General features: G+C 37.5%; 18 protein-coding genes. 2 read left to right on the top strand and 16 right to left on the bottom strand.

What is annotated here, in order from left to right:
* Positions 1 to 16 precede the first annotated feature (16 nt).
* The 16 genes from dnaB to gltX form a co-directional block, all read right to left on the bottom strand.
* Positions 17 to 1,483 (bottom strand): replicative DNA helicase, encoded by a 1,467-nt coding sequence (gene dnaB, locus K5Q14_RS04265; RefSeq protein ID WP_220734588.1) that lies wholly within the window; start codon positions 1,481 to 1,483, stop codon positions 17 to 19.
* A gap of 2 nt (positions 1,484 to 1,485) precedes the next feature.
* The gene (gene rplI / locus K5Q14_RS04260; RefSeq protein WP_220734587.1) at positions 1,486 to 1,938 is read right to left on the bottom strand and encodes a 50S ribosomal protein L9; all 453 of its coding nucleotides are present in this window, start codon (positions 1,936 to 1,938) and stop codon (positions 1,486 to 1,488) included.
* 67 nt (positions 1,939 to 2,005) lie between these two features.
* Positions 2,006 to 4,036 carry a DHH family phosphoesterase gene (locus K5Q14_RS04255; protein ID WP_220734586.1) on the bottom strand — a complete coding sequence of 677 codons (2,031 nt, stop codon included), beginning with the start codon at positions 4,034 to 4,036 and terminating at the stop codon, positions 2,006 to 2,008.
* A gap of 145 nt (positions 4,037 to 4,181) precedes the next feature.
* Positions 4,182 to 4,466 carry a 30S ribosomal protein S18 gene (gene rpsR / locus K5Q14_RS04250; RefSeq protein ID WP_010015960.1) on the bottom strand — a complete coding sequence of 95 codons (285 nt, stop codon included), beginning with the start codon at positions 4,464 to 4,466 and terminating at the stop codon, positions 4,182 to 4,184.
* Positions 4,467 to 4,503: 37 nt separating this feature from the next.
* On the bottom strand, positions 4,504 to 5,046 hold the full coding sequence (gene ssb / locus K5Q14_RS04245) for a single-stranded DNA-binding protein (RefSeq protein WP_220734585.1): 543 nt from the start codon (positions 5,044 to 5,046) through the stop codon (positions 4,504 to 4,506).
* A gap of 33 nt (positions 5,047 to 5,079) precedes the next feature.
* The gene (gene rpsF, locus K5Q14_RS04240) at positions 5,080 to 5,376 is read right to left on the bottom strand and encodes a 30S ribosomal protein S6 (protein WP_010015962.1); all 297 of its coding nucleotides are present in this window, start codon (positions 5,374 to 5,376) and stop codon (positions 5,080 to 5,082) included.
* 167 nt (positions 5,377 to 5,543) lie between these two features.
* Positions 5,544 to 5,849 carry a hypothetical protein gene (locus K5Q14_RS04235; RefSeq protein ID WP_220734584.1) on the bottom strand — a complete coding sequence of 102 codons (306 nt, stop codon included), beginning with the start codon at positions 5,847 to 5,849 and terminating at the stop codon, positions 5,544 to 5,546.
* Between the two features lie 71 nt (positions 5,850 to 5,920).
* Positions 5,921 to 7,366 (bottom strand): Sapep family Mn(2+)-dependent dipeptidase, encoded by a 1,446-nt coding sequence (locus K5Q14_RS04230; protein ID WP_220734583.1) that lies wholly within the window; start codon positions 7,364 to 7,366, stop codon positions 5,921 to 5,923.
* 30 nt (positions 7,367 to 7,396) lie between these two features.
* A complete protein-coding gene (locus K5Q14_RS04225; RefSeq protein ID WP_220734582.1) occupies positions 7,397 to 8,221 on the bottom strand; it encodes an energy-coupling factor transporter transmembrane component T family protein in 825 nt (274 codons plus the stop codon).
* Between the two features lie 83 nt (positions 8,222 to 8,304).
* The gene (locus K5Q14_RS04220; RefSeq protein ID WP_220734581.1) at positions 8,305 to 9,990 is read right to left on the bottom strand and encodes an ABC transporter ATP-binding protein; all 1,686 of its coding nucleotides are present in this window, start codon (positions 9,988 to 9,990) and stop codon (positions 8,305 to 8,307) included.
* Positions 9,991 to 10,045: 55 nt separating this feature from the next.
* The gene (locus tag K5Q14_RS04215) at positions 10,046 to 10,612 is read right to left on the bottom strand and encodes an ECF-type riboflavin transporter substrate-binding protein (RefSeq protein WP_220734580.1); all 567 of its coding nucleotides are present in this window, start codon (positions 10,610 to 10,612) and stop codon (positions 10,046 to 10,048) included.
* 29 nt (positions 10,613 to 10,641) lie between these two features.
* Positions 10,642 to 11,502, bottom strand: a complete 861-nt coding sequence (locus K5Q14_RS04210; RefSeq protein ID WP_220734579.1) for an SAM hydrolase/SAM-dependent halogenase family protein — start codon at positions 11,500 to 11,502, stop codon at positions 10,642 to 10,644.
* A 371-nt stretch (positions 11,503 to 11,873) separates the two neighbouring features.
* Positions 11,874 to 12,416 (bottom strand): hypothetical protein, encoded by a 543-nt coding sequence (locus tag K5Q14_RS04205; protein WP_220734578.1) that lies wholly within the window; start codon positions 12,414 to 12,416, stop codon positions 11,874 to 11,876.
* A 184-nt stretch (positions 12,417 to 12,600) separates the two neighbouring features.
* Complete coding sequence (gene adhP / locus K5Q14_RS04200; RefSeq protein WP_220734577.1) at positions 12,601 to 13,656, bottom strand: alcohol dehydrogenase AdhP; 1,056 nt, start codon at positions 13,654 to 13,656, stop codon at positions 12,601 to 12,603.
* Between the two features lie 176 nt (positions 13,657 to 13,832).
* Positions 13,833 to 14,735, bottom strand: coding sequence for an NADP-dependent oxidoreductase (locus tag K5Q14_RS04195; RefSeq protein ID WP_220734708.1), 903 nt, complete (start codon positions 14,733 to 14,735; stop codon positions 13,833 to 13,835).
* Positions 14,736 to 14,874: 139 nt separating this feature from the next.
* Entirely contained in the window at positions 14,875 to 16,371 is a 1,497-nt protein-coding gene (gene gltX, locus K5Q14_RS04190; RefSeq protein WP_220734576.1) for a glutamate--tRNA ligase, read from the bottom strand.
* Between the two features lie 401 nt (positions 16,372 to 16,772).
* Between gltX and K5Q14_RS04185 the strand changes: the two genes are divergently transcribed.
* Positions 16,773 to 17,390: an ATP-binding cassette domain-containing protein gene (locus K5Q14_RS04185; RefSeq protein WP_220734575.1), complete on the top strand. Its 618-nt coding sequence runs from the start codon at positions 16,773 to 16,775 to the stop codon at positions 17,388 to 17,390.
* On the top strand, positions 17,368 to 18,486 hold the full coding sequence (locus K5Q14_RS04180; RefSeq protein ID WP_220734574.1) for a hypothetical protein: 1,119 nt from the start codon (positions 17,368 to 17,370) through the stop codon (positions 18,484 to 18,486). The genes K5Q14_RS04185 and K5Q14_RS04180 overlap by 23 nt, the downstream gene beginning before the upstream one ends.
* Positions 18,487 to 18,608 lie beyond the last annotated feature (122 nt).

Raw genomic sequence — 18,608 nt, 5'->3', positions numbered from 1 at the left:
TATCTCACTTTTTTTATTACCAACCAGTACTACCATTAGGGCCAGCATTGGGATCATCGCGAAACAATGGTGCCATTGGGCTAAATTTAAATGTTGGCTTATTAAACATCAATGTTGCTGTACCACGTGCCCCCGCACGATTTTTTTCTAAAATAACTTCAATAGGTACGGCCTCTTCTTCATCTCGCGGATCATTGTTGCCTTCGTCTTCCCCACCCTCATTACGATAATAATCATCTCGATATAAAAAGGCAACAATATCAGCATCTTGTTCAATCGAACCAGACTCACGTAAATCAGATAACACTGGTCGTTTATCGTTTCGCTGTTCAACGCCACGACTCAACTGTGCCAATGCCAAAATAGGTGTATGTAATTCTTTTGCAAGCTTTTTGATCGATCTCGAAACTTCTGAAACAGCCTGTTGTCGGCTTTCTTTGTTATTTGATTCAATTAAACCAAGATAATCAATAATCACCATGCCTAATGGATGTGGATTATTAACACGTTGGTCTGCTGTCATATCATTAACAATATCTTTTTCTAGTTTACGTAATTTAGCGCTAATTTGATTAATTTTAATTCCTGGTGTATCGTCAAGATAAATTTGCATATTAGCTAACGATTGCATTGCCAACGTCAACGACTGCCAATCTTCTTGTGTCATTTGACCTGTTGTTAAATGATTTGAATCGATAGCACCTTCCGCAGCGACTAAACGTGTTACTAAATCAACAGCACCCATCTCTAGGCTAAATACAACGACCGGAACTTGTTCAGCTTTAGCAACATTTTTTGCAATATTCAAAACAAATGCTGTTTTACCAACAGCAGGCCGAGCGCCAAGCACAACCATCTGATCTTCTCTAAAACCATGTGTTAGTTTATCAAGTTCTGGATAACCAGTTGCTAAGCCAACGACATCATTGTCATTTTCAACGGCATTATCTAAATTAGATTGAAATTCTTGCAACACATCTTTAATTTTTTGAAAATCTTCATCCCCGCGATTTTCGGCTAGACCATCTAAATTACGATTAAGTGCCTCTAAAATATCTTCACTTGGTTCTGCCGCATCGTACGCTAATGACATACTTCTTGTTAATGTATCAATCATACGGCGCAAAATTGCTTTTTCACGCACAATATTAGCATAATGCTTGAGGTTAGCAGAAGATGCTGATGATTCAGATATTTCCGCTAAATAGGCCATACCACCAATATTATCGAGTTGCTGCATGCTATTTAGTTTGTCTTGCAATGTCAACATATCAATTGGCCGTTGCTCATCAATTAATTGTTGCATTGCTTTAAAAATAGTTTGATGCGCTTGCCTATAAAAATCATCTGCTTCTATAATAGCATTTGCTTCTACCATAGCATTATCTGATTTCACATCGAAGAAAATAGCACCGAGCACCGCACGTTCCGCATCAACATCTTGTGGCACTTGCCTATATTCGTATGAACCCGGATTGTCCATATTTAACCCTCACTAACATGAACACGCAAGTTTGCCGTCACTTCACGATGCAATTTCAGCGGCACATCTGTATAGCCTAGCGAATGAATAGGTTGGTTTAAGACTAACTTTCGCTTGTCTACTTTGAGCTGTTTTTGATCTGCCAATGCTATAACAATTTGTTTTGTTGATACTGCACCAAATAAGCGGCCATCAGTTCCTGACTTACCTGTTAATTCAACAACAAATTTTTCATCCTCAATTTTTGCTTTTAACGTTTGTGCCTCAGCTAGTGATTCTGCTGCAGCTTTATCTTCAGCTTTTTGACGGCCTTTTACAGCGCCTAAATTTTTCCCCGTAGCTGGTTCAGCTTTTTTGTTTTTAATCAAAAAATTATTCGCGTAACCATCAGGCACTTCTTTAATTTCGCCTTTTTTACCACGACCCTTAACATCTTCTAAAAATACAACTCTCATATACTTATCCTCCAAATTTATTGCAGTTAACAGCAGTACATTTGCAAACGTAACCTATTAAAATAAGTTATTGTTCCTCAACATTTTCTGTTAAAATGTGCTGCAACTGTTCTGTTACTTCTTCTGTGGTCATATCCGAAATTTGTGTCGCGGCATTTGACAGGTGTCCGCCGCCACCCATAGCTTCCATCACACGTTGTACATTATGTTGACCAGTTGAGCGTGCCGAAATACCTACGCGATTATCTGCACGTTTTGTAATGACATATGACGCTTCAACACCACTTATCTGCAAAAGTTCATCAGCAGCCTGCGCTGTAATCAAACCAGAATAAGTCGCATTATTTTCACCTGTTACAATGGCACTACCAGTATGAACCACTGCTAAATTAATTAAATGGGTTCTTGCCTTAAAGTCTGTAAACTTTTCCTTCATGAAGGACTGAATCAAATTACTATCTGCACCGTTTGCACGTAAGTAACTCGCAGCATCAAATGTTCTTGTCCCTGTTCGTAAAGTAAAGTTTTTTGTATCAATTTGAATACCACCAAGCATCGCAGTAGCCTCTAACTTAGTTATAGGGGCATGACTTTGATCTTGATATTGCAACATTTCAACAACTAACTCAGAAGTTGACGATGCATACGGCTCAACATAAGTTAACAAAGGTTTTTCAGCCAATCCTTTTTCGGCTAAACGATGGTGGTCAATAACGACAACACGATTAGCCATTTTTTCCAATAAATGTGGTGCACTTGTAATCGCTGCGCTTGCATGATCAACCAAAATTAATAACGTATTGTCCCTTACCAATTTTAAAGCACGCGCTTCGTCAACAATTGAATCATTAATGTTTGATCCTGGCGCCACAATATCAGGTGGATTCTTACGAATTTCTGCTAATAACGATGTAATGTCACTATAAACTGTTTTTTCATCGATAATTAAAAAAGCGGGTTTATTTTTGGTTTGTGCCATACGCCAAATTCCAAGGCCTGCGCCAATCGCATCCAAATCTGGTGTTGCATGTCCAACAATCATAACATTGTCAGATTGTTCCATGAGTTCAGCAACAGTTTGGGAAATCATCCTTGCCCGCACTCGTGTTCGCTTTTCCATTGGATTGGTTGCACCGCCATAAAAACGTGCAGCTGTTTGATTTGAATTAACAACCACTTGATCGCCACCACGTCCTAAGGCCAGATCCAAATTAGTTTGCGCCATTTTAGCTAGACTAATGATATCTTGCTCTCCATATGCAATTCCCATGGACAATGTTACTGGTGAATTTTGTTGCGCTGTTGCTTCACGGATAGCTTTTAAAATTGAAAATTTATCTTTTTCAGCAGCTGACAATGCTGTTTGATAACCAAACATCACATAATGAACTGTATTCAAACGTCGTAAATAGATATGATGTGTTACTGCCCAATCACCCAAAGCACCAGTTACATAGGTACGTAATGTCGACGTTTCCGATTCGCTCATACCTTCAGTAACTTCTTCATAATTATCCACTGAAATTAAACCACTAAACAATTGATGATCTTCATATTCAGTTTCAATGGCAGCATACTCACTAATATCCATCATGTAAATGACACGTAAATTCTGCTGCACATAAAGTGAAAACTGTTTATCTTGCCAGGTAATGGTATTCGTTTCTTTAGCATCCGAATAGTGTTTAACATCAGTAGCTAAACTTTTATCCAATTCAGCAAGTGTCAGCCCTAAGACATCACGTTTATCCAGATATGCTTGCATATAAGGATTAATCCAATCAATTTTTCCAGTATCATTTAATAAGATGATGCCTATCGGCATACGGATCAACGCTTCTTGTTCACTACGAGAAATACGATACCCTAGGCCAGAAAGATATTCTTGTGCGCTTTCATTAACTTCTTTTAATGCTTGCGTCGAATAAATCAAACCAACAACAACCACAATAATCCAGATTAAACCAAATACCCAATTAGTCATCACTGCAAAAATACCACTCATGACACTCACGAAAAGTAACAATAATGTCACCGTGCCTAATTTTGAATTTTGAAAAAAAATAGGTAGTGTTTTAAAATTAAATAGTTTTTTCACAAGTAACCTCAGTGTTTTTATATATCATTAACATTTTAGTGCGACCACTTAAAAATGTATTATACGTTCTATTTTACCACAATTGAAGTTTTTCTAAATAAACAAAAAACCCAGGTAGTTACCTGAGTTTTTGAAGACAATAATATTAATCTTCCGTAACGAATGGCAACAAAGCCATAATACGAGCACGCTTGATAGCGATCGTAACTTTACGTTGATTTTTTGCTGAAGTACCTGTTACACGACGTGGCAAAATTTTACCGCGTTCTGAGATAAAGCGTTCCAACAATTCTGTGTTTTTGTAGTCAATGTACTCAATATGGTTAGCTGCAATGAAGTCAACCTTACGACGACGACGTGGACCGCCTTGTGGGCGACGCGAGCGTTGTGGACGTTCTGAGTTTTGTGGACGAGAGTTTTGTTCTGGCATGATTAAAAGCTCCTTTCATATCGTTTTATTTATATTTTTAAAATGGTAGATCATCATCTGATATATCAATTTCTGTTTTGCCACTAGCCGCAAATGGGTTAGCCGCATCATTTGTTGCAGTTGATTGCGTGTTTGAATTTTGGTTCGCACTAGCAAAAGGATCAACGCCACTAAATGAGTTATCACTTGGCGCACTGAAGCCACCACCATTATTAGATGGTTCAGACGTACCATTTTGGGCACGTCGCTTATCACTTTCAGCACGTGATTCAAGTAATGAAAAATTATCAACAACAACTTCAGTAACGTAAACACGCTGTCCTTGGTTGTTTTCATAATTTCTTGTTTGCAAACGACCTTCAACGGCAACTAAGGCGCCTTTTCCAGTAAAGTTTGCAAAATTTTCAGCTGCTTTACGCCAAATAACGGCATTAATAAAATCAGCTTCACGTTCACCAGCTTGATTAGTAAACTGACGGTTAACCGCCAAACTAAACGTACCGACAGCTGTACCCGATTGGGTATAGCGTAATTCCACATCACGGGTCAATCGCCCAATCAATACTACTCGATTAATCATAATAAAAGCTCCTTCACCAGTGGAATTTCATAATTATTCTGCGTCGCGCTTAATAATCATGTGACGTAAGATATCTTGCGAAATCTTAGCCAAACGATCAAATTCGTTGATAGCAGCATCGTCTTCTGCAGTGAAATTGATGATGTGATACACGCCTTCACGGTATCCAGCAATTTCATATGCAAAACGACGAGTTGCCCAGTCAGCTGACTTTGTAATCGTTGCGCCATTATCAGTCAAAATGCCGTCAAAACGCTCAACGAGCGCTTTCTTTGCATCTGATTCTAAGTCAGGACGAACGATATAAGTCATTTCGTATGATGTAGCCATGTTTTATTTCCTCCTTTTGGTCTCCGGCAGCCTTGGCTGCAAGGAGTGGATATACTTTTTGTATACTCACAATTATTAATGATACTACAAAACAACCTAACATTTCAAGTGTTTCGCAGAATTTTCCATCTGGTCAACAAATGATACGTGAAAAAACTGCTTAACACTTACGATTCATTGTTGAATTCAACTTCTTCTAACATATCCGTAATTGTATCAATGAAGTCAGAATCGTCTAATTGCTTTAAAATAGCTTCATCTTTTTTACCTTGCATACTGACAAGCAAATTGGATACAATAGCTTCCCACATGGCGTCGGCGTTGCGTTCTAATTTAACGGTACCGTATTGTGCCCGCTCTTTACGTGCGTTATTTTTTGTTTCTTGAAAAGCATAAGCCTTCATCAAAACATTATCAACAATTTGTGTTGGTAATGCTTGTTCTAACACTTGTCTAAATTCTGGTAATTGCATGTGCTTCTCCATATTGAAAATCGCGTTTATCTAGACTTTATTTTACGAACATTTGTTCGTTTTGTCAAGTACTACTTTGCTAACTCATATAAAGCTTGTGCAAATATGGCTTGCGCTCTTGGAATATTATCTAGCAACACATATTCATCAGGTTGGTGGCTCATCACCTCAACATCTGGAAATTGTCCGCCAAATGCAACGCCACGTTTCAATAGTCGCGCATAGGAACCACCATTTGATATTTTATAGGTTTTTTTCGTGTGTGTGTGTTGTGCATAAACTGATTCTAGCGTTTCCACAATTGGATCACTAAGACTAACCATATGTGGTTGATTGCCAAACTGCGTTTCCTTGAAAATTTTAGCGTGGAGATCACCAACATGTCGCTGAACTTGTGTTAAAATTGCTGTTTCGGTTATGCCAATTGGAAAACGAAATTGAATCCGTATTTGACTGGGCTGGGCTTGTCGATAGATCATTTTACCAATATTCATTGTAAGATCACCCATAATAGCATCATGAAATACAAGACCTACTTTTTCGCCAAACACATTCTGATGGTTATCATCACCTAAAAATTCTAAGAAAGCATGTGCTTGTCCCTCAAATTCAAACTGATTCAAAAAATGCGCTAGATACGTCCCTGCATTTAAACCATCCTCTGGATAGGCGCCATGTACTGCTTTACCATACAGTGTCAATAAAATGTACCCATCGTCGTACTGACCAATACCAGTGATTAAAGGCGTTCTTGTTAGGTATTGTTCATATGTGCCCAAAAATTGATTAATATCATAGTTATCTGGCAACCTAATAATTGCTTTTGCGACACCGGGTACAACATTATCTCGTTCACCAGCGTCAAACTTAAGCAACTGCCAATTAGAATCAACTCGTGGTTCCCCTTGAAATTTAATCGTAATTGTTTGCACGCCTTTTTCACCTGGTACTACTGGAAATGCCCCATCTGGCGAGAATCCCAACGTTGGTTCTCCAACCTGTGCCAAATACGTTTTCATATCACGCCAATCAGACTCTTCATCACTACCAAATATCAACCGAATATTACGTTTTGGTAAAAAACCATTATTTTTTAATTGTAATAACGCATAATAACTGGCCATTAGATCAGCTTTCATATCATGTGTACCCCGGCCATAAAGACGGTTACCAACAATTTTAGGGCTAAACGGTAAGGTCATTCGCCAAGTAGACGCGTTGCCTGGGACAACATCCACATGTGACAAAACACCAACCGTCTCAGACGCATTTTTTGGGCCATAATCAACGACAACAACCATATTATCCGCTACACGAGTTACTGTGAAACCATCACGAGTCGCTAAATCAAATAAAAATTGCAATGCTGTCTCGATACCAGTTCCAAAAGGTTGCTGAAATGTCGCTGTTTTAGCATCTAAAACTGATGGAATCGCCAAAAACTGCAACAAATCTTGTTGCAGTGCTAGTTGGTAATTTTTCGCCTCTTCTTGCCATTCAAGTGCTGTTTTTTCCATATTATTAACCACTCTTACCTATCAAACTTTTTACTGAAATGGATTGTATAAACGACCACCATTAACGATTAAAAGTCCCACGCCAATAACAATAACGCCAATTGAACCAACAAAAACTAGTATATCGCGTTTTGAAAAGGCTTGTTCTTGATACCAAGATCGCTTTTTCTCTCTACCAAAACGCCGCAGTTCCATCGCCTGGCTAATTGTTTCAATACGGTCTAAGCTGGTAAATACCAAAGGTAAGATAATTTGTACAGCACCCTTTGATCTTGCTAATAGTGACGCTTTTTTAGATATTTCATACCCGCGTGCTTGTTGCGCCAAACTAATTGTGTGATAGTCACTTTGGACATCAGGAATATAGCGCAAAGTAATAGCAAAAGAATAGGCTATTTTATAAGGTACACCAATTTTATTCAAACCAGCAGCAAACTCGCTTGGATTAGTGGTGAAAAGCAATATAATTGCCAAGGGTAATGAAAATAGATACTTTAACAACAAGTTAAATTCATAAAATACTTGTTCTTGTGTGATTGTCCAATAACCACTACCAAACAAAGCATGATGCGTACCATATAACTGTGTACCATATTGTGGCGCAAGCACAGTTACCATGACTAAATTGATCACTGCAAACACAAGTACTAACTTCAACATAAGCGCATATTCATGATATTTAATTTGTGCCATTTTCATTAAAGCAATCGCTAAAACACCCAGTGCTAAAAGAAATCGTGTATCATAGGAAATCATGCCCATCGTACTTATCGCCAAAAAACCAACTAGTTTTGCTGTACCAGTTGTGTGATTAAGCCAAGTATCCCGTTCTTTGTATCCAAATAAATTATTCATAGTCATTATGCCAAATATATCACTTTTGTGTCGGTAAATTCACCACACACTAGTCAGCACTTTCCCCTTCCAAAATGTTTAAACTAAACTTGACCATGGACAATTGCCGCATTTAACTCTTCAGGATTTGAAATACCCAATCGATTTGCTAATTGATAAATACTCGTCGTTCGCAAGCTAGCTGCTGTCACTAGTTTTTCATCTGCTAATAATTCAGCAGGTGTTGTATCTGCCAACAACTGGCCATCAACAACTACTAATGCACGCTCGACAAAGTTAGCAAGTAAATGCATATCATGTGTGATAATGATAATCGTTGTATTTTCTTGCTTATTGATCGTTGCTAGAAAATCTAATAATTCCCCCGTATGTGTCGCGTCCTGTCCGGCAGTTGGTTCATCTAAAATTAAAATTTGAGGCGATAACACTAACACAGCAGCAATCGTCAGACGCTTTTTTTGACCAAAACTCAGCGCAGAAATCGGCCAATGCCGCATACTATCGAGATCAATTAATTTTAGAACAGCACGTGTCCGTGCCTCTACCTCATCAGTTGGCACATGACGTAAGATTAATCCGCTCGCTACTTCCTCAAAAACGGTCGCTTTGGTTATCATATGGTTTGGATTCTGGAGTACATAGCCAATATTATCTGCACGTTCTTTAATTGACTGTTGTAAGACAGATTTGCCGTCCAACAAAATATCACCTGAATCAGGCATCAAAAAGCCTGTCAATAAATGTGATAATGTTGTTTTCCCTGAGCCATTTTTACCAACAATACCTAAAACTTCACCTTGATGAATAACCGTGCTAAATTGTTTAAACAGACGTTGCTTTTTATCGTAGCTAAAATCGACATTTTCAATGACTAACTTTTTTGTGTGATGTAATCCTTTTTTTACCGGTATTTTCAGTTGCTCAATCGCTGCCTTGTTCTCATCTACAACAACCTGTTTGACGTCGGCCACGTTTGCTAATGACGCGATATCAACATGTGCACGACGTAGTAATTTAACATATAAAGGCTCATCTAACCCATTCTCTGGCAAGATACCCGATTGGATCATTTCTGTTGGCGTGCCATTAGCTACAATTCGACCATCTGCCATAACAATAACACGATCAACATGTGCACTAAGTACTTCTTCAATGCGATGTTCAATGATAACCACTGTCAAATCACGTTCCGTTTGTAATTTGTCTATCATTTCCATCGCAACCACACCAGCAGCTGGATCTAAACTAGCCAAAGGTTCATCAAATAACAATAATTTACCATCATCTACCAAAACACCAGCCATCGCTGTGCGTTGCTTTTGACCACCGGAAAGGGCTTGTGGTGCCAAATTTAACCGTTCTCCCAAACCAAATCGGTTAGCCCACTTACTGACCTCTGCTTTAATATGAGATACTGATTGATTATCATTTTCAAGTGCAAACGCAATATCTTCTGCCACTGTCAATCCGACAAACTGAGCATCAGAATCTTGCAATACTGTCCCAGCCTGCAAAGATAAATCAAAGAGCGTTTGTTCAACAATATTTTTACCGTTTAACGTTAATTTACCCGTAATATCCCCAGCATACGCTTGTGGAATGAGCCCATTAAGTAAACGCAAAAGTGTTGTTTTACCAGAACCAGACGCGCCAGCAATAAGTACTTTTTCACCTGGATAAATCTGAAAGCTGACATCGTGGAGTGTTGGTTCAGCCTGTGCATGGTATTTAAATGTAACATGTTGAAAATCAATTATTGGCGCTGGCATAATATTCCCTTGTATTTATTTATGTACGCAAGCATCTCTACTTGCTTAGCAATTATTATTCGTTGCGTAAACTATTTTTCTTTGGACGTGACTTAACATAAGCCACTAATAGTAATGATCCGATAATGGCCACAGATACTGTATTCACTACTGCTGTAACGGCGCCTTGTAGAAAGACTTTTTGTGCTGCCTCTTTGTAAATTAAAATATCACCAATTGGTGCAATAATAAACCAAACAATAACATTCGAAATTGCTTGCCAAATATTAAATTGTATTAATTTTTTAGTTGATAAATTACCATACTCTAGGGCTAAATACTTTTTTCCAAGACCCAATAATAACCCAAAAATACCATCAGCAATTACCCAAGACCACCATGGTGAACCATACGTAACAGCATCATTTAATGTATGGCCAATAAAACCAACTAATAAACCAACCACTGGGCCAAACAAACCGGCAATTAAGGCGAGCCAACCCTCTGCCAAGTTAATCGTGGTATTTGGTATACCTGTTGGGATAGCAATAAACTTCATTAGCACAAAGAAGACTGCTGCACCAATACCTGTTGCCACAACGGAACGGACTGAAAAGCCCTGAGATTTTTTCTTAGTATTCATTTATTGTACTCCTTTTTTTTAAGCTAAATTCAGCTTTCTTTGACTACTAGCACTGTCCAATCTTGTCCAGCACCAACGTGATAGGTTTGTTCAAAACTACCTGTGTGCACACCAAAAGCCACTGTGTAGACCGAATCAATATAAATCAAAGGTTCTCCTGGTTCAACATCTGTAAATGTATGCACATATGGTAATACTTGATCAAACAAAATACTATCAAGATGTTTAATTTGAACACGCAACGTATCCCCATATTTTAATTGCATTTTTTCAAATTCACTCACAGGAATATCTGACCAAAGTGATCCAAAATTAACATCTGTGATATCAATGTTTCCTACCAAAGTTGATTGACCGCCACTTGTCACTTGATATTTACCTGGTTCAATAGACAAATTAACTAGGTCTGTTAATGGTATTTCTTGCACATAGTCTTCATAATGTACTTGACCACTAGCAAGTTGTGCCCCATTGAAAGCATAGATATCCCGGCCATGAAAAGTTGACGATTTTTCAGATCCTGGTAAGCGTTGCGTGTTTTCATCAATCGCGCGTGCACTTTCAATTAAACCATGTGCCAACAAATGTGATAGTGTACCATTATCTGGTGTTACAACATAATGTCCAGCTGTTGTTTTAGCAATGATTGATAATCTTTTTGAACCCACACCTGGATCCACAACTGAAACAAACACCGTTCCTTCTTGCCAATAACTAAATGTTTGAAATAGTCGAAATGAGCCCTCAAAAATGTTGAACGGCGTAATGCCATGTGTTAAATCACTCACCACAATGTCATTTGCAACGCCGTATGCGACGCCTCTCATAGAGCTCACTGCACCATCTTGCAACCCAAAATCAGTTTGTAAAACGAGATGTTTATTTGTCATAATGCTTGGTTTTGCCAACATGTTTTCACATAATCGTTGACATAGTCCTTTCAAATTTCCAATTAATAAAAAAATCCCAGTTAATCACAATGATTAACTGGGACGCAATAAACGTGGTACCACCCAAATTCAATTATTAACCACTTAAAAAGCGTTCAATAATCCTGATAGTGATAACGGTTCTAACCGGACAAATAGCTAACACCATTTATCATCTCCACGCTCATATTCAATATCTTATGACATATCGGCTCTCACTATTCCGACTCGCTTTTTTGACATGCAATATTTACTCTTCGCTTCATTGATTTATTAATATATGATAATTTTAAGGCAATCCTTAATTTTTGTCAATTCATTTATTATTTTTATCAATCTGGTAAGATAATTTGCGTTGAAGGGCCTTGTTGTTCTTGAATTTCTTGTTGTTCTTGAACAAGATAACTGGGGAAAAGCGTCAACGTTTTTTCTTCAAAACCAACCACTGAGGATCCTAAGATGCGTGTGACTAATTCTAACAAACGTTCTTCAAAAGTGTCTTTATCAATCTGTTCAATTGCCTGTTTCAAAGGTTGTTGATACATATTAATGTGCACATGAGGCATCAAAGCATAATCACGACCAATTAATGCTGACCACGCTTCAAAGACTTCATCAGGCACTTCTTCTTGATCATTTTGAGTCAAAGGCATGAAATTAATACTAAACGTATTGTTAGCTTCACCCTCTTCATCAAAAGCTTCCTGTGTAATATTGCCGTCAGTTAATTCTAGGGCATAATCAAAATCAAACACACGTCGCTCATCAAAAATATGAATGAATCCAGCCGTTTCCTGTCCTTCGTTAGCTTCGTCAACGACACGTAAAATACGATCGCGTTGTCCATTAAAAAGTTGTTGTGTAAAATATGGCATGATTCATCAGTGTATACCTGCTGTTAACTAATTTGTTAACAATCTATTATACATTTCCTCCAATACATCTGTTACCCAATTCTAACACAAGCAAGTCTTAACTGCTATAATCACAACTATGTTTATCCTTGTTTATCTAACAAAAAACGTTCAGAAGAATTGCCACTCTGAACGTTCACTCATATTATAATCCTGTTAAATCGAATACTTTACGGCCTGTAATACTTCCAGCCTTCATCTCATCAATGACTTCATTCATATCGTTAAAGTTAACTTTTTCAACAATTGGCTTAACTTTACCTTCGGCCCCAAATTGGAAGGCTTCCTTCAAATCAGCACGTGTACCAACTAATGAGCCACGCACTTCAATACCATCTAATACAGTTTTTGCAATGTTCAAGGCCATATCACCTTGTGGTAAGGCAACCGCAACGAGCTTACCCATTGGACGTAATGAGCTCACAGCTTGATTAAATGCAGCCGCGTTGACAGCAGTCACTTGCGCATTGTGCACACCACCAGTTGCTTTTTGCACTTCAGCAGCAACATCAGCAACTTTTTTACGGTTAATCAAAACTTCAGCGCCATTTGCCTTGGCTGCAGCAAGCTTATCGTCATTACCATCAATAACAGCAACATGTGCGCCAAAAACGTTATGAGCGTATTGCACAGCCAAGTTACCTAAACCACCAGCACCATGAACTGAAACCCATTGTCCAGGCTTCGTCTCACCAACTTTAAGTGACTTATACATCGTCACACCTGCACAAGTAATTGATGTGGCTTCAAGTGGATCTAAGCCTTCTGGTACTTTAACCGCATACTTGGCATTGACAACAGTTTGTTGTGACATAGCCCCATCAACTGTATAACCTGAATTACGAACTTTACGACAAAATGTTTCATTTCCTGAAACACAATAATCACATACGCCACAGGCATCATAGAACCAAGCAACTGACACGCGATCACCAATTTTCAAGTAATCGCCAGCGCCTTCCGCAAGCTTTGATACACGACCAACACCTTCATGGCCAATAACACGACGGAATTGACCATTACGTTGACCAATTTCATTTGGATTGCCAAAATCAGCACCAGCAACATGCAAATCTGTGTGGCACAAACCAACATACTCCATATCCACTAAAGCTTCACCAAATGTTAATGGCTTTGGTGTCCAGTCATCAATTAAATCAACGTAACCATCTGGTGTTTGACGTACAACTGCTGCTTTCATAATAATACCCCTTTTTTATGTTCTCATGTGAACTAATTTACAATTTAATTGTACGCGCTTTTTTATTGTTTGTAAAGATTTTGGTCCCTTTTATCACTTATTTTGTTAATAAAAGTGAATCAAATCACTTTCACTTACAAAATAAAAGTACATGCTATGACATGTACTTTTAAAAACTATTCAAACGTTAAAACTAACTTACCAACAATATGTTTTAACATCTGAAATTTTTTCAAATTTTCAACATTAAATGGTTTAATATCTGAAATAACTACCTTAACTTTATTCTCTGATACCAACTGAAGTAGTTGTTCTAACTGTTCACCATTTGATTTTAGATAGCTATGCGTGACACGCACATCATCGTCATCCCCAACCAGTGACACCAGACGGCCTGTTGGTTTTAATACAGATAATGCTTGTTTAAGCGAATCATGACCTAGTGTATCCAAAATGACGTCAACACCATCAGGTATCATATTAGCCACTTGTTCTGTATGTGTATCAATCACATGAAAATTTGAATCAAAGTGTTTCAGAAAGTTCACGCCTTCACCAACAGCTGTCGTATAAATGTCACCTGCCCCACGTAATTTAGCTACTTGTATTGCAGTCAAGCCAACTGAGCCAGCACCGCCTAATATTAATACGGATTCCCCTGCTTGGCTATTTAAATTTTCTGTGATTGCTTGATAACCTGTTTGTGCGCCTAACGCCAAAGCTGCTGCCTGTGCATAACTCACGTTATCTGGTATTTTAGCCACAGTTTTACGGCCTAAAGCAACAAATTCAGCATAACTATTCAAATGTGGTGACGCAGCCACCCGATCACCGATGGCAAAACCATCAACCTCTGTGCCAAGTGCAACTATTTCACCCGCTACAGATGAACCTAGAATTAAAGGTACTGCTTTTTCTTGACCCATTAATCCCTGTCTGAATTTCATATCATAAGGATCAATTGCCGCTGCATGCTGTTTAACTAAAATTTGTGTTGGTTTAATTGTTGGTTGCACAGCTGTATTTGTGGCAACCAAGACATCAACATCCCCATAATCAATCATTTCAATGGCATACATTTTTATCACGCTTTCTACGTTACTTTTAGGTTTATAGCTTTATTATATTGCAAACTATCAACCGTGTCGTGAACTTTGCTTAACATAAAAAGCACCATCTCATTTAAATTCATGAGATAGCACTTCACAGTGTTACTAATTAATTCAAATACATTGCTTTAACAGCAGCCATTGTGCTTAAAATTGTTTGCTTATTCATAACAACTAACATTTCTGGCAAGTTAGGTCCTTGAATTTGATGCGTTGTCGCAATACGAATTGGGTTCCATAAATTACGACCCTTGATTTCAAGTGTGTTTTGAATCGAACGAATGGTAGTCATATAATCTTCTGCAGTTGCTGATTCTGGCAACGCTGTATAAGCTGACTCCCAAGCAGAAAACACTTTGCGTCCATCGTCTGACGTTAAGTAATCAACCATCTCATCAGTCATATCTCCTAATTCAAAGAATGGTTGACGCACCAATTCAACAACTTCACGTGTATAAGAAATACCTTCCACACCAGCTACCTTGATGACTTCAGCAAGCCACTCTTTTTTAGTTTCTGCATCAGCCGCGGAAACTAAATCAGCGTTGACTAATTCTTGAATCAATTGTGGCATGACATGGTCTAAATCACGACGCATCCATTGGTTGTTAATCCATTCCAACTTCTTTTGATCAAATTTAGCATTAGCCTTTGATAGACGCTTTTCGTCAAACATGTCTTTGAACGCTTCAAGTGAGAAAATTTCATCTTCACCCTTTGGTGACCAACCAAGCAAACCAATAAAGTTCACCATGGCTTGTGGTTGATAACCTAATTCATGATATTGCTCTACGAATTGCAAGAGATTTTCATCACGTTTTGATAACTTTTTACCTGTTTCACCATTAATAATTAACGCCATGTGACCAAACTTTGGCACATGCCACCCTAGTGCCTCAAAGATCATGATTTGCTTTGGTGTGTTTGATACATGATCATCACCACGTAGTACATGAGAGATTTTCATCAAATGGTCATCGATAACAACTGCAAAGTTATAGGTTGGCATGCCATCTGCTTTTTGAATAACCCAATCACCGCCCACTTCTTTAGCACCAATTTCAATATGCCCTTTAACAATATCATCCCAGGCATAAACTTTTTCTTCAGGCACACGGAAACGAACAACTGGCTTCAAACCTTGCGCTTCAAACTCAGCATACTTGGCTTCGCGTTGGTCGTTAGTTAAGCCTTCATACTCATAAACATAGTGCGGTGCTTGCTTTGCTGCTTGTTGCGCTTCGCGCTCAGCGGCGATTGTTTCTGTTGTTTTATATGACTTGTAAGCCAACCCCTTAGCCAATAATTCGTCAATAAATGGTTGGTATATGCCTTGTTCATTACGTTCTGACTGACGATATGGACCATATTCACCAGGGTTTGCTGGTGATTCATCCCAATCTAAGCCAAGCCAAGCTAGATTATCTAGTTGTGATTTTTCACCGTCAGCAATGTTACGCGCTGTATCGGTATCTTCAATACGGATAATGAATTTGCCGTTATAATGGCGCGCAAAAAGCCAGTTAAAGATTGCTGTACGCGCATTACCAATATGTAAATGGCCCGTTGGTGATGGTGCATAACGGACACGAATTTCTTCAGTCATGTTGTGTGACGTGCCTACTCAATCAAAATTAAGCACGTTTCCTCCTAATTACGCGGTTTTACCGCAGTTATTTGTCTATTCTATTGTACATTATTATGACTGTTCATTTCAAATCATTGCGATCTTGTCAACCATTTTATTTCTAATGATTTTATAATTATATCAGCATTTTACTATTTACTTTTTAATTATTTTATTGTAAAGTAACCTCAGAAACTAAAAATCGGTTTACAAAAAGGAGATTTTATGAGAATTACAAAAATTGTTTCACTCTCAATAGCTGCAACAGAATACGCAACCTTAACAACATATATTTACACGGTATATTAACTATGAGCTTATCTCTAGAAAATTTAGTATTATCCTATGATACTAAATATCCAATAATCAATGATCTATCAATGACATTAGAAAGTGGTCATATCGTTGGGCTGGTGGCGCCTAATGGAACAGGTAAAACCACATTAATGAGAGGAATAAACAAAGACATTTTAATTACTTCTGGCCAAATCGTTCTGTCAAATAACGAGACGGTTTTTTTTATGGAAAATCAAGACGCACTATTCCCGATGTTAACTGTCAATGAAATGTTTAAATATATCGCTCAAAGCTGGAAATCTAAAGTATCGAGCGATTCAGTCATTAATTTATTAAAAATATCAAATTACACAAACAAAAAAATAGCTAGCCTTTCACTAGGAATGCGCCAAATGGTAATGATTGGTGTTTACTTGATTGTTGATGCTGAAGTTATGTTATTTGATGAACCTATAAACGGATTAGATCAAGTAAATATGTCTATTATTTCGAATGTCATGCTCGATTTAAAACAGAAAAATAAAATTGTTATTGTAAGTTCACATTTACTTGATAATTTAAGCCAGTTTGTTGATGAGTTTTGGTATTTAAAAGGTGGGATCGTTGTTAATAGCCTTCCAAATACAAACAATATTATAAAAGTCAAAGCAGATTATGAGAATATCTATGGGGATTTGAATGAAAACGCAAATCATATTTGAGTACAAACGAATAATACGATCTAAGCTTATATGGTTAATATTATGTGGATTAATCATTTTAACCACATTACCTTATTTCAGCTTGCCTAGTAGTGATAAAGGGCAATTACTATATGAATACAGGCTTGAGAAAATGACTGCTCAGCAAAGTTATGATTCTTTAAAGAATATTCCAAAAGCGCATAAAACAATGAAAACTATGGAAAAAATAAATAATGATGCTGAGCGTGTTGTGACTGCGTTGAAGAACAATCAAAACTATGAGAAAAAAGCATTAACATATTGGCAATCGGTACAGACGGCTACAGAAAGTGGCCAATTACAAGGTGAACAACCAGTTACAATCCAAATGAAGATAGACCGACTTTCATGGGCAGTCAATCATAAAAAACGAGCTACTGTTCCAAATAAGCACATGTCAGCAGTAGCATATTTAGTGTACGTTTTGTGGGAAAATATTTCCACAATAGTCTGGTTAGTCGCATTTTCTTTGATAATTATAAATCTATATATTCCTGAAAACGGTGAACCTGGGCGTAAATTGATTAATCAATTACCTTTAACAAAATGGAAAAAAATACTAGCTAAGTCGATAGTTGCATTAACTTCTTTCATGGTTATAGCCATTGTGAGTTTTACACCTATACTTATTTTTTTGATAATCAAAAATAAGTTTGGTAGTTTAGATCAACTGTTGATCTCTACAGCTAATGGACAAACCATTATCGCTCAAAGTAGCTACACTTATTTAAGTAATATCATTCTGTTATCCCTACTATTGATGATAATTATTTTATTTTTCCAGCTAATTGTTGTTCACTTTGTGAAGCAGTCGTTGACACAAATTGGCATAATAATTGGTATTTTAATTGCTTCACAAAATACGAGTATTTTTTCAAAGGGTATTATAGCTAATTGGTTCCCTTTGAATTATCTAGACTTAAACCGTATCATCATTGGCAAATCTGACATTACAAATTTATTTACAAATAATGGCGATGTCAGTACTGAAAAACTAACTATTATTTTAGTTGTTTGGTCGCTAGGATTGATCGCCCTCGGTACTGGATTGAGTTATAGAAGAAAAACACTGTAATATATAGGTCAACATAATGATCAACAAAAAAGTAGTTTACATTATGGACTACTTTTTTGTTGCACTTTAGACATAACTAGTGATCTCTAATTCACAAACTACTTTATAATTGATTGAAACTG

This window comes from Leuconostoc inhae (genome assembly GCF_019656015.1).
Lineage (GTDB): Bacteria > Bacillota > Bacilli > Lactobacillales > Lactobacillaceae > Leuconostoc > Leuconostoc inhae_A.
This window is presented reverse-complemented; position numbering and strand designations above follow the sequence as displayed.

Bases quoted from the DNA above. Each gene is read 5' to 3' on its own strand.
- dnaB (WP_220734588.1), bottom strand. From the start codon at position 1,483: ATGGACAATCCGGGTTCATACGAATATAGGCAAGTGCCACAAGATGTT.
- rplI (WP_220734587.1), bottom strand. From the start codon at position 1,938: ATGAGAGTTGTATTTTTAGAAGATGTTAAGGGTCGTGGTAAAAAAGGC.
- rpsR (WP_010015960.1), bottom strand. From the start codon at position 4,466: ATGCCAGAACAAAACTCTCGTCCACAAAACTCAGAACGTCCACAACGC.
- ssb (WP_220734585.1), bottom strand. From the start codon at position 5,046: ATGATTAATCGAGTAGTATTGATTGGGCGATTGACCCGTGATGTGGAA.
- rpsF (WP_010015962.1), bottom strand. From the start codon at position 5,376: ATGGCTACATCATACGAAATGACTTATATCGTTCGTCCTGACTTAGAA.
- K5Q14_RS04235 (WP_220734584.1), bottom strand. From the start codon at position 5,849: ATGCAATTACCAGAATTTAGACAAGTGTTAGAACAAGCATTACCAACA.
- K5Q14_RS04230 (WP_220734583.1), bottom strand. From the start codon at position 7,366: ATGGAAAAAACAGCACTTGAATGGCAAGAAGAGGCGAAAAATTACCAA.
- K5Q14_RS04225 (WP_220734582.1), bottom strand. From the start codon at position 8,221: ATGAATAATTTATTTGGATACAAAGAACGGGATACTTGGCTTAATCAC.
- K5Q14_RS04220 (WP_220734581.1), bottom strand. From the start codon at position 9,990: ATGCCAGCGCCAATAATTGATTTTCAACATGTTACATTTAAATACCAT.
- K5Q14_RS04215 (WP_220734580.1), bottom strand. From the start codon at position 10,612: ATGAATACTAAGAAAAAATCTCAGGGCTTTTCAGTCCGTTCCGTTGTG.
- K5Q14_RS04210 (WP_220734579.1), bottom strand. From the start codon at position 11,502: ATGACAAATAAACATCTCGTTTTACAAACTGATTTTGGGTTGCAAGAT.
- K5Q14_RS04205 (WP_220734578.1), bottom strand. From the start codon at position 12,416: ATGCCATATTTTACACAACAACTTTTTAATGGACAACGCGATCGTATT.
- adhP (WP_220734577.1), bottom strand. From the start codon at position 13,656: ATGAAAGCAGCAGTTGTACGTCAAACACCAGATGGTTACGTTGATTTA.
- K5Q14_RS04195 (WP_220734708.1), bottom strand. From the start codon at position 14,735: ATGTATGCCATTGAAATGATTGATTATGGGGATGTTGATGTCTTGGTT.
- gltX (WP_220734576.1), bottom strand. From the start codon at position 16,371: ATGACTGAAGAAATTCGTGTCCGTTATGCACCATCACCAACGGGCCAT.
- K5Q14_RS04185 (WP_220734575.1), top strand. From the start codon at position 16,773: ATGACATTAGAAAGTGGTCATATCGTTGGGCTGGTGGCGCCTAATGGA.
- K5Q14_RS04180 (WP_220734574.1), top strand. From the start codon at position 17,368: ATGAAAACGCAAATCATATTTGAGTACAAACGAATAATACGATCTAAG.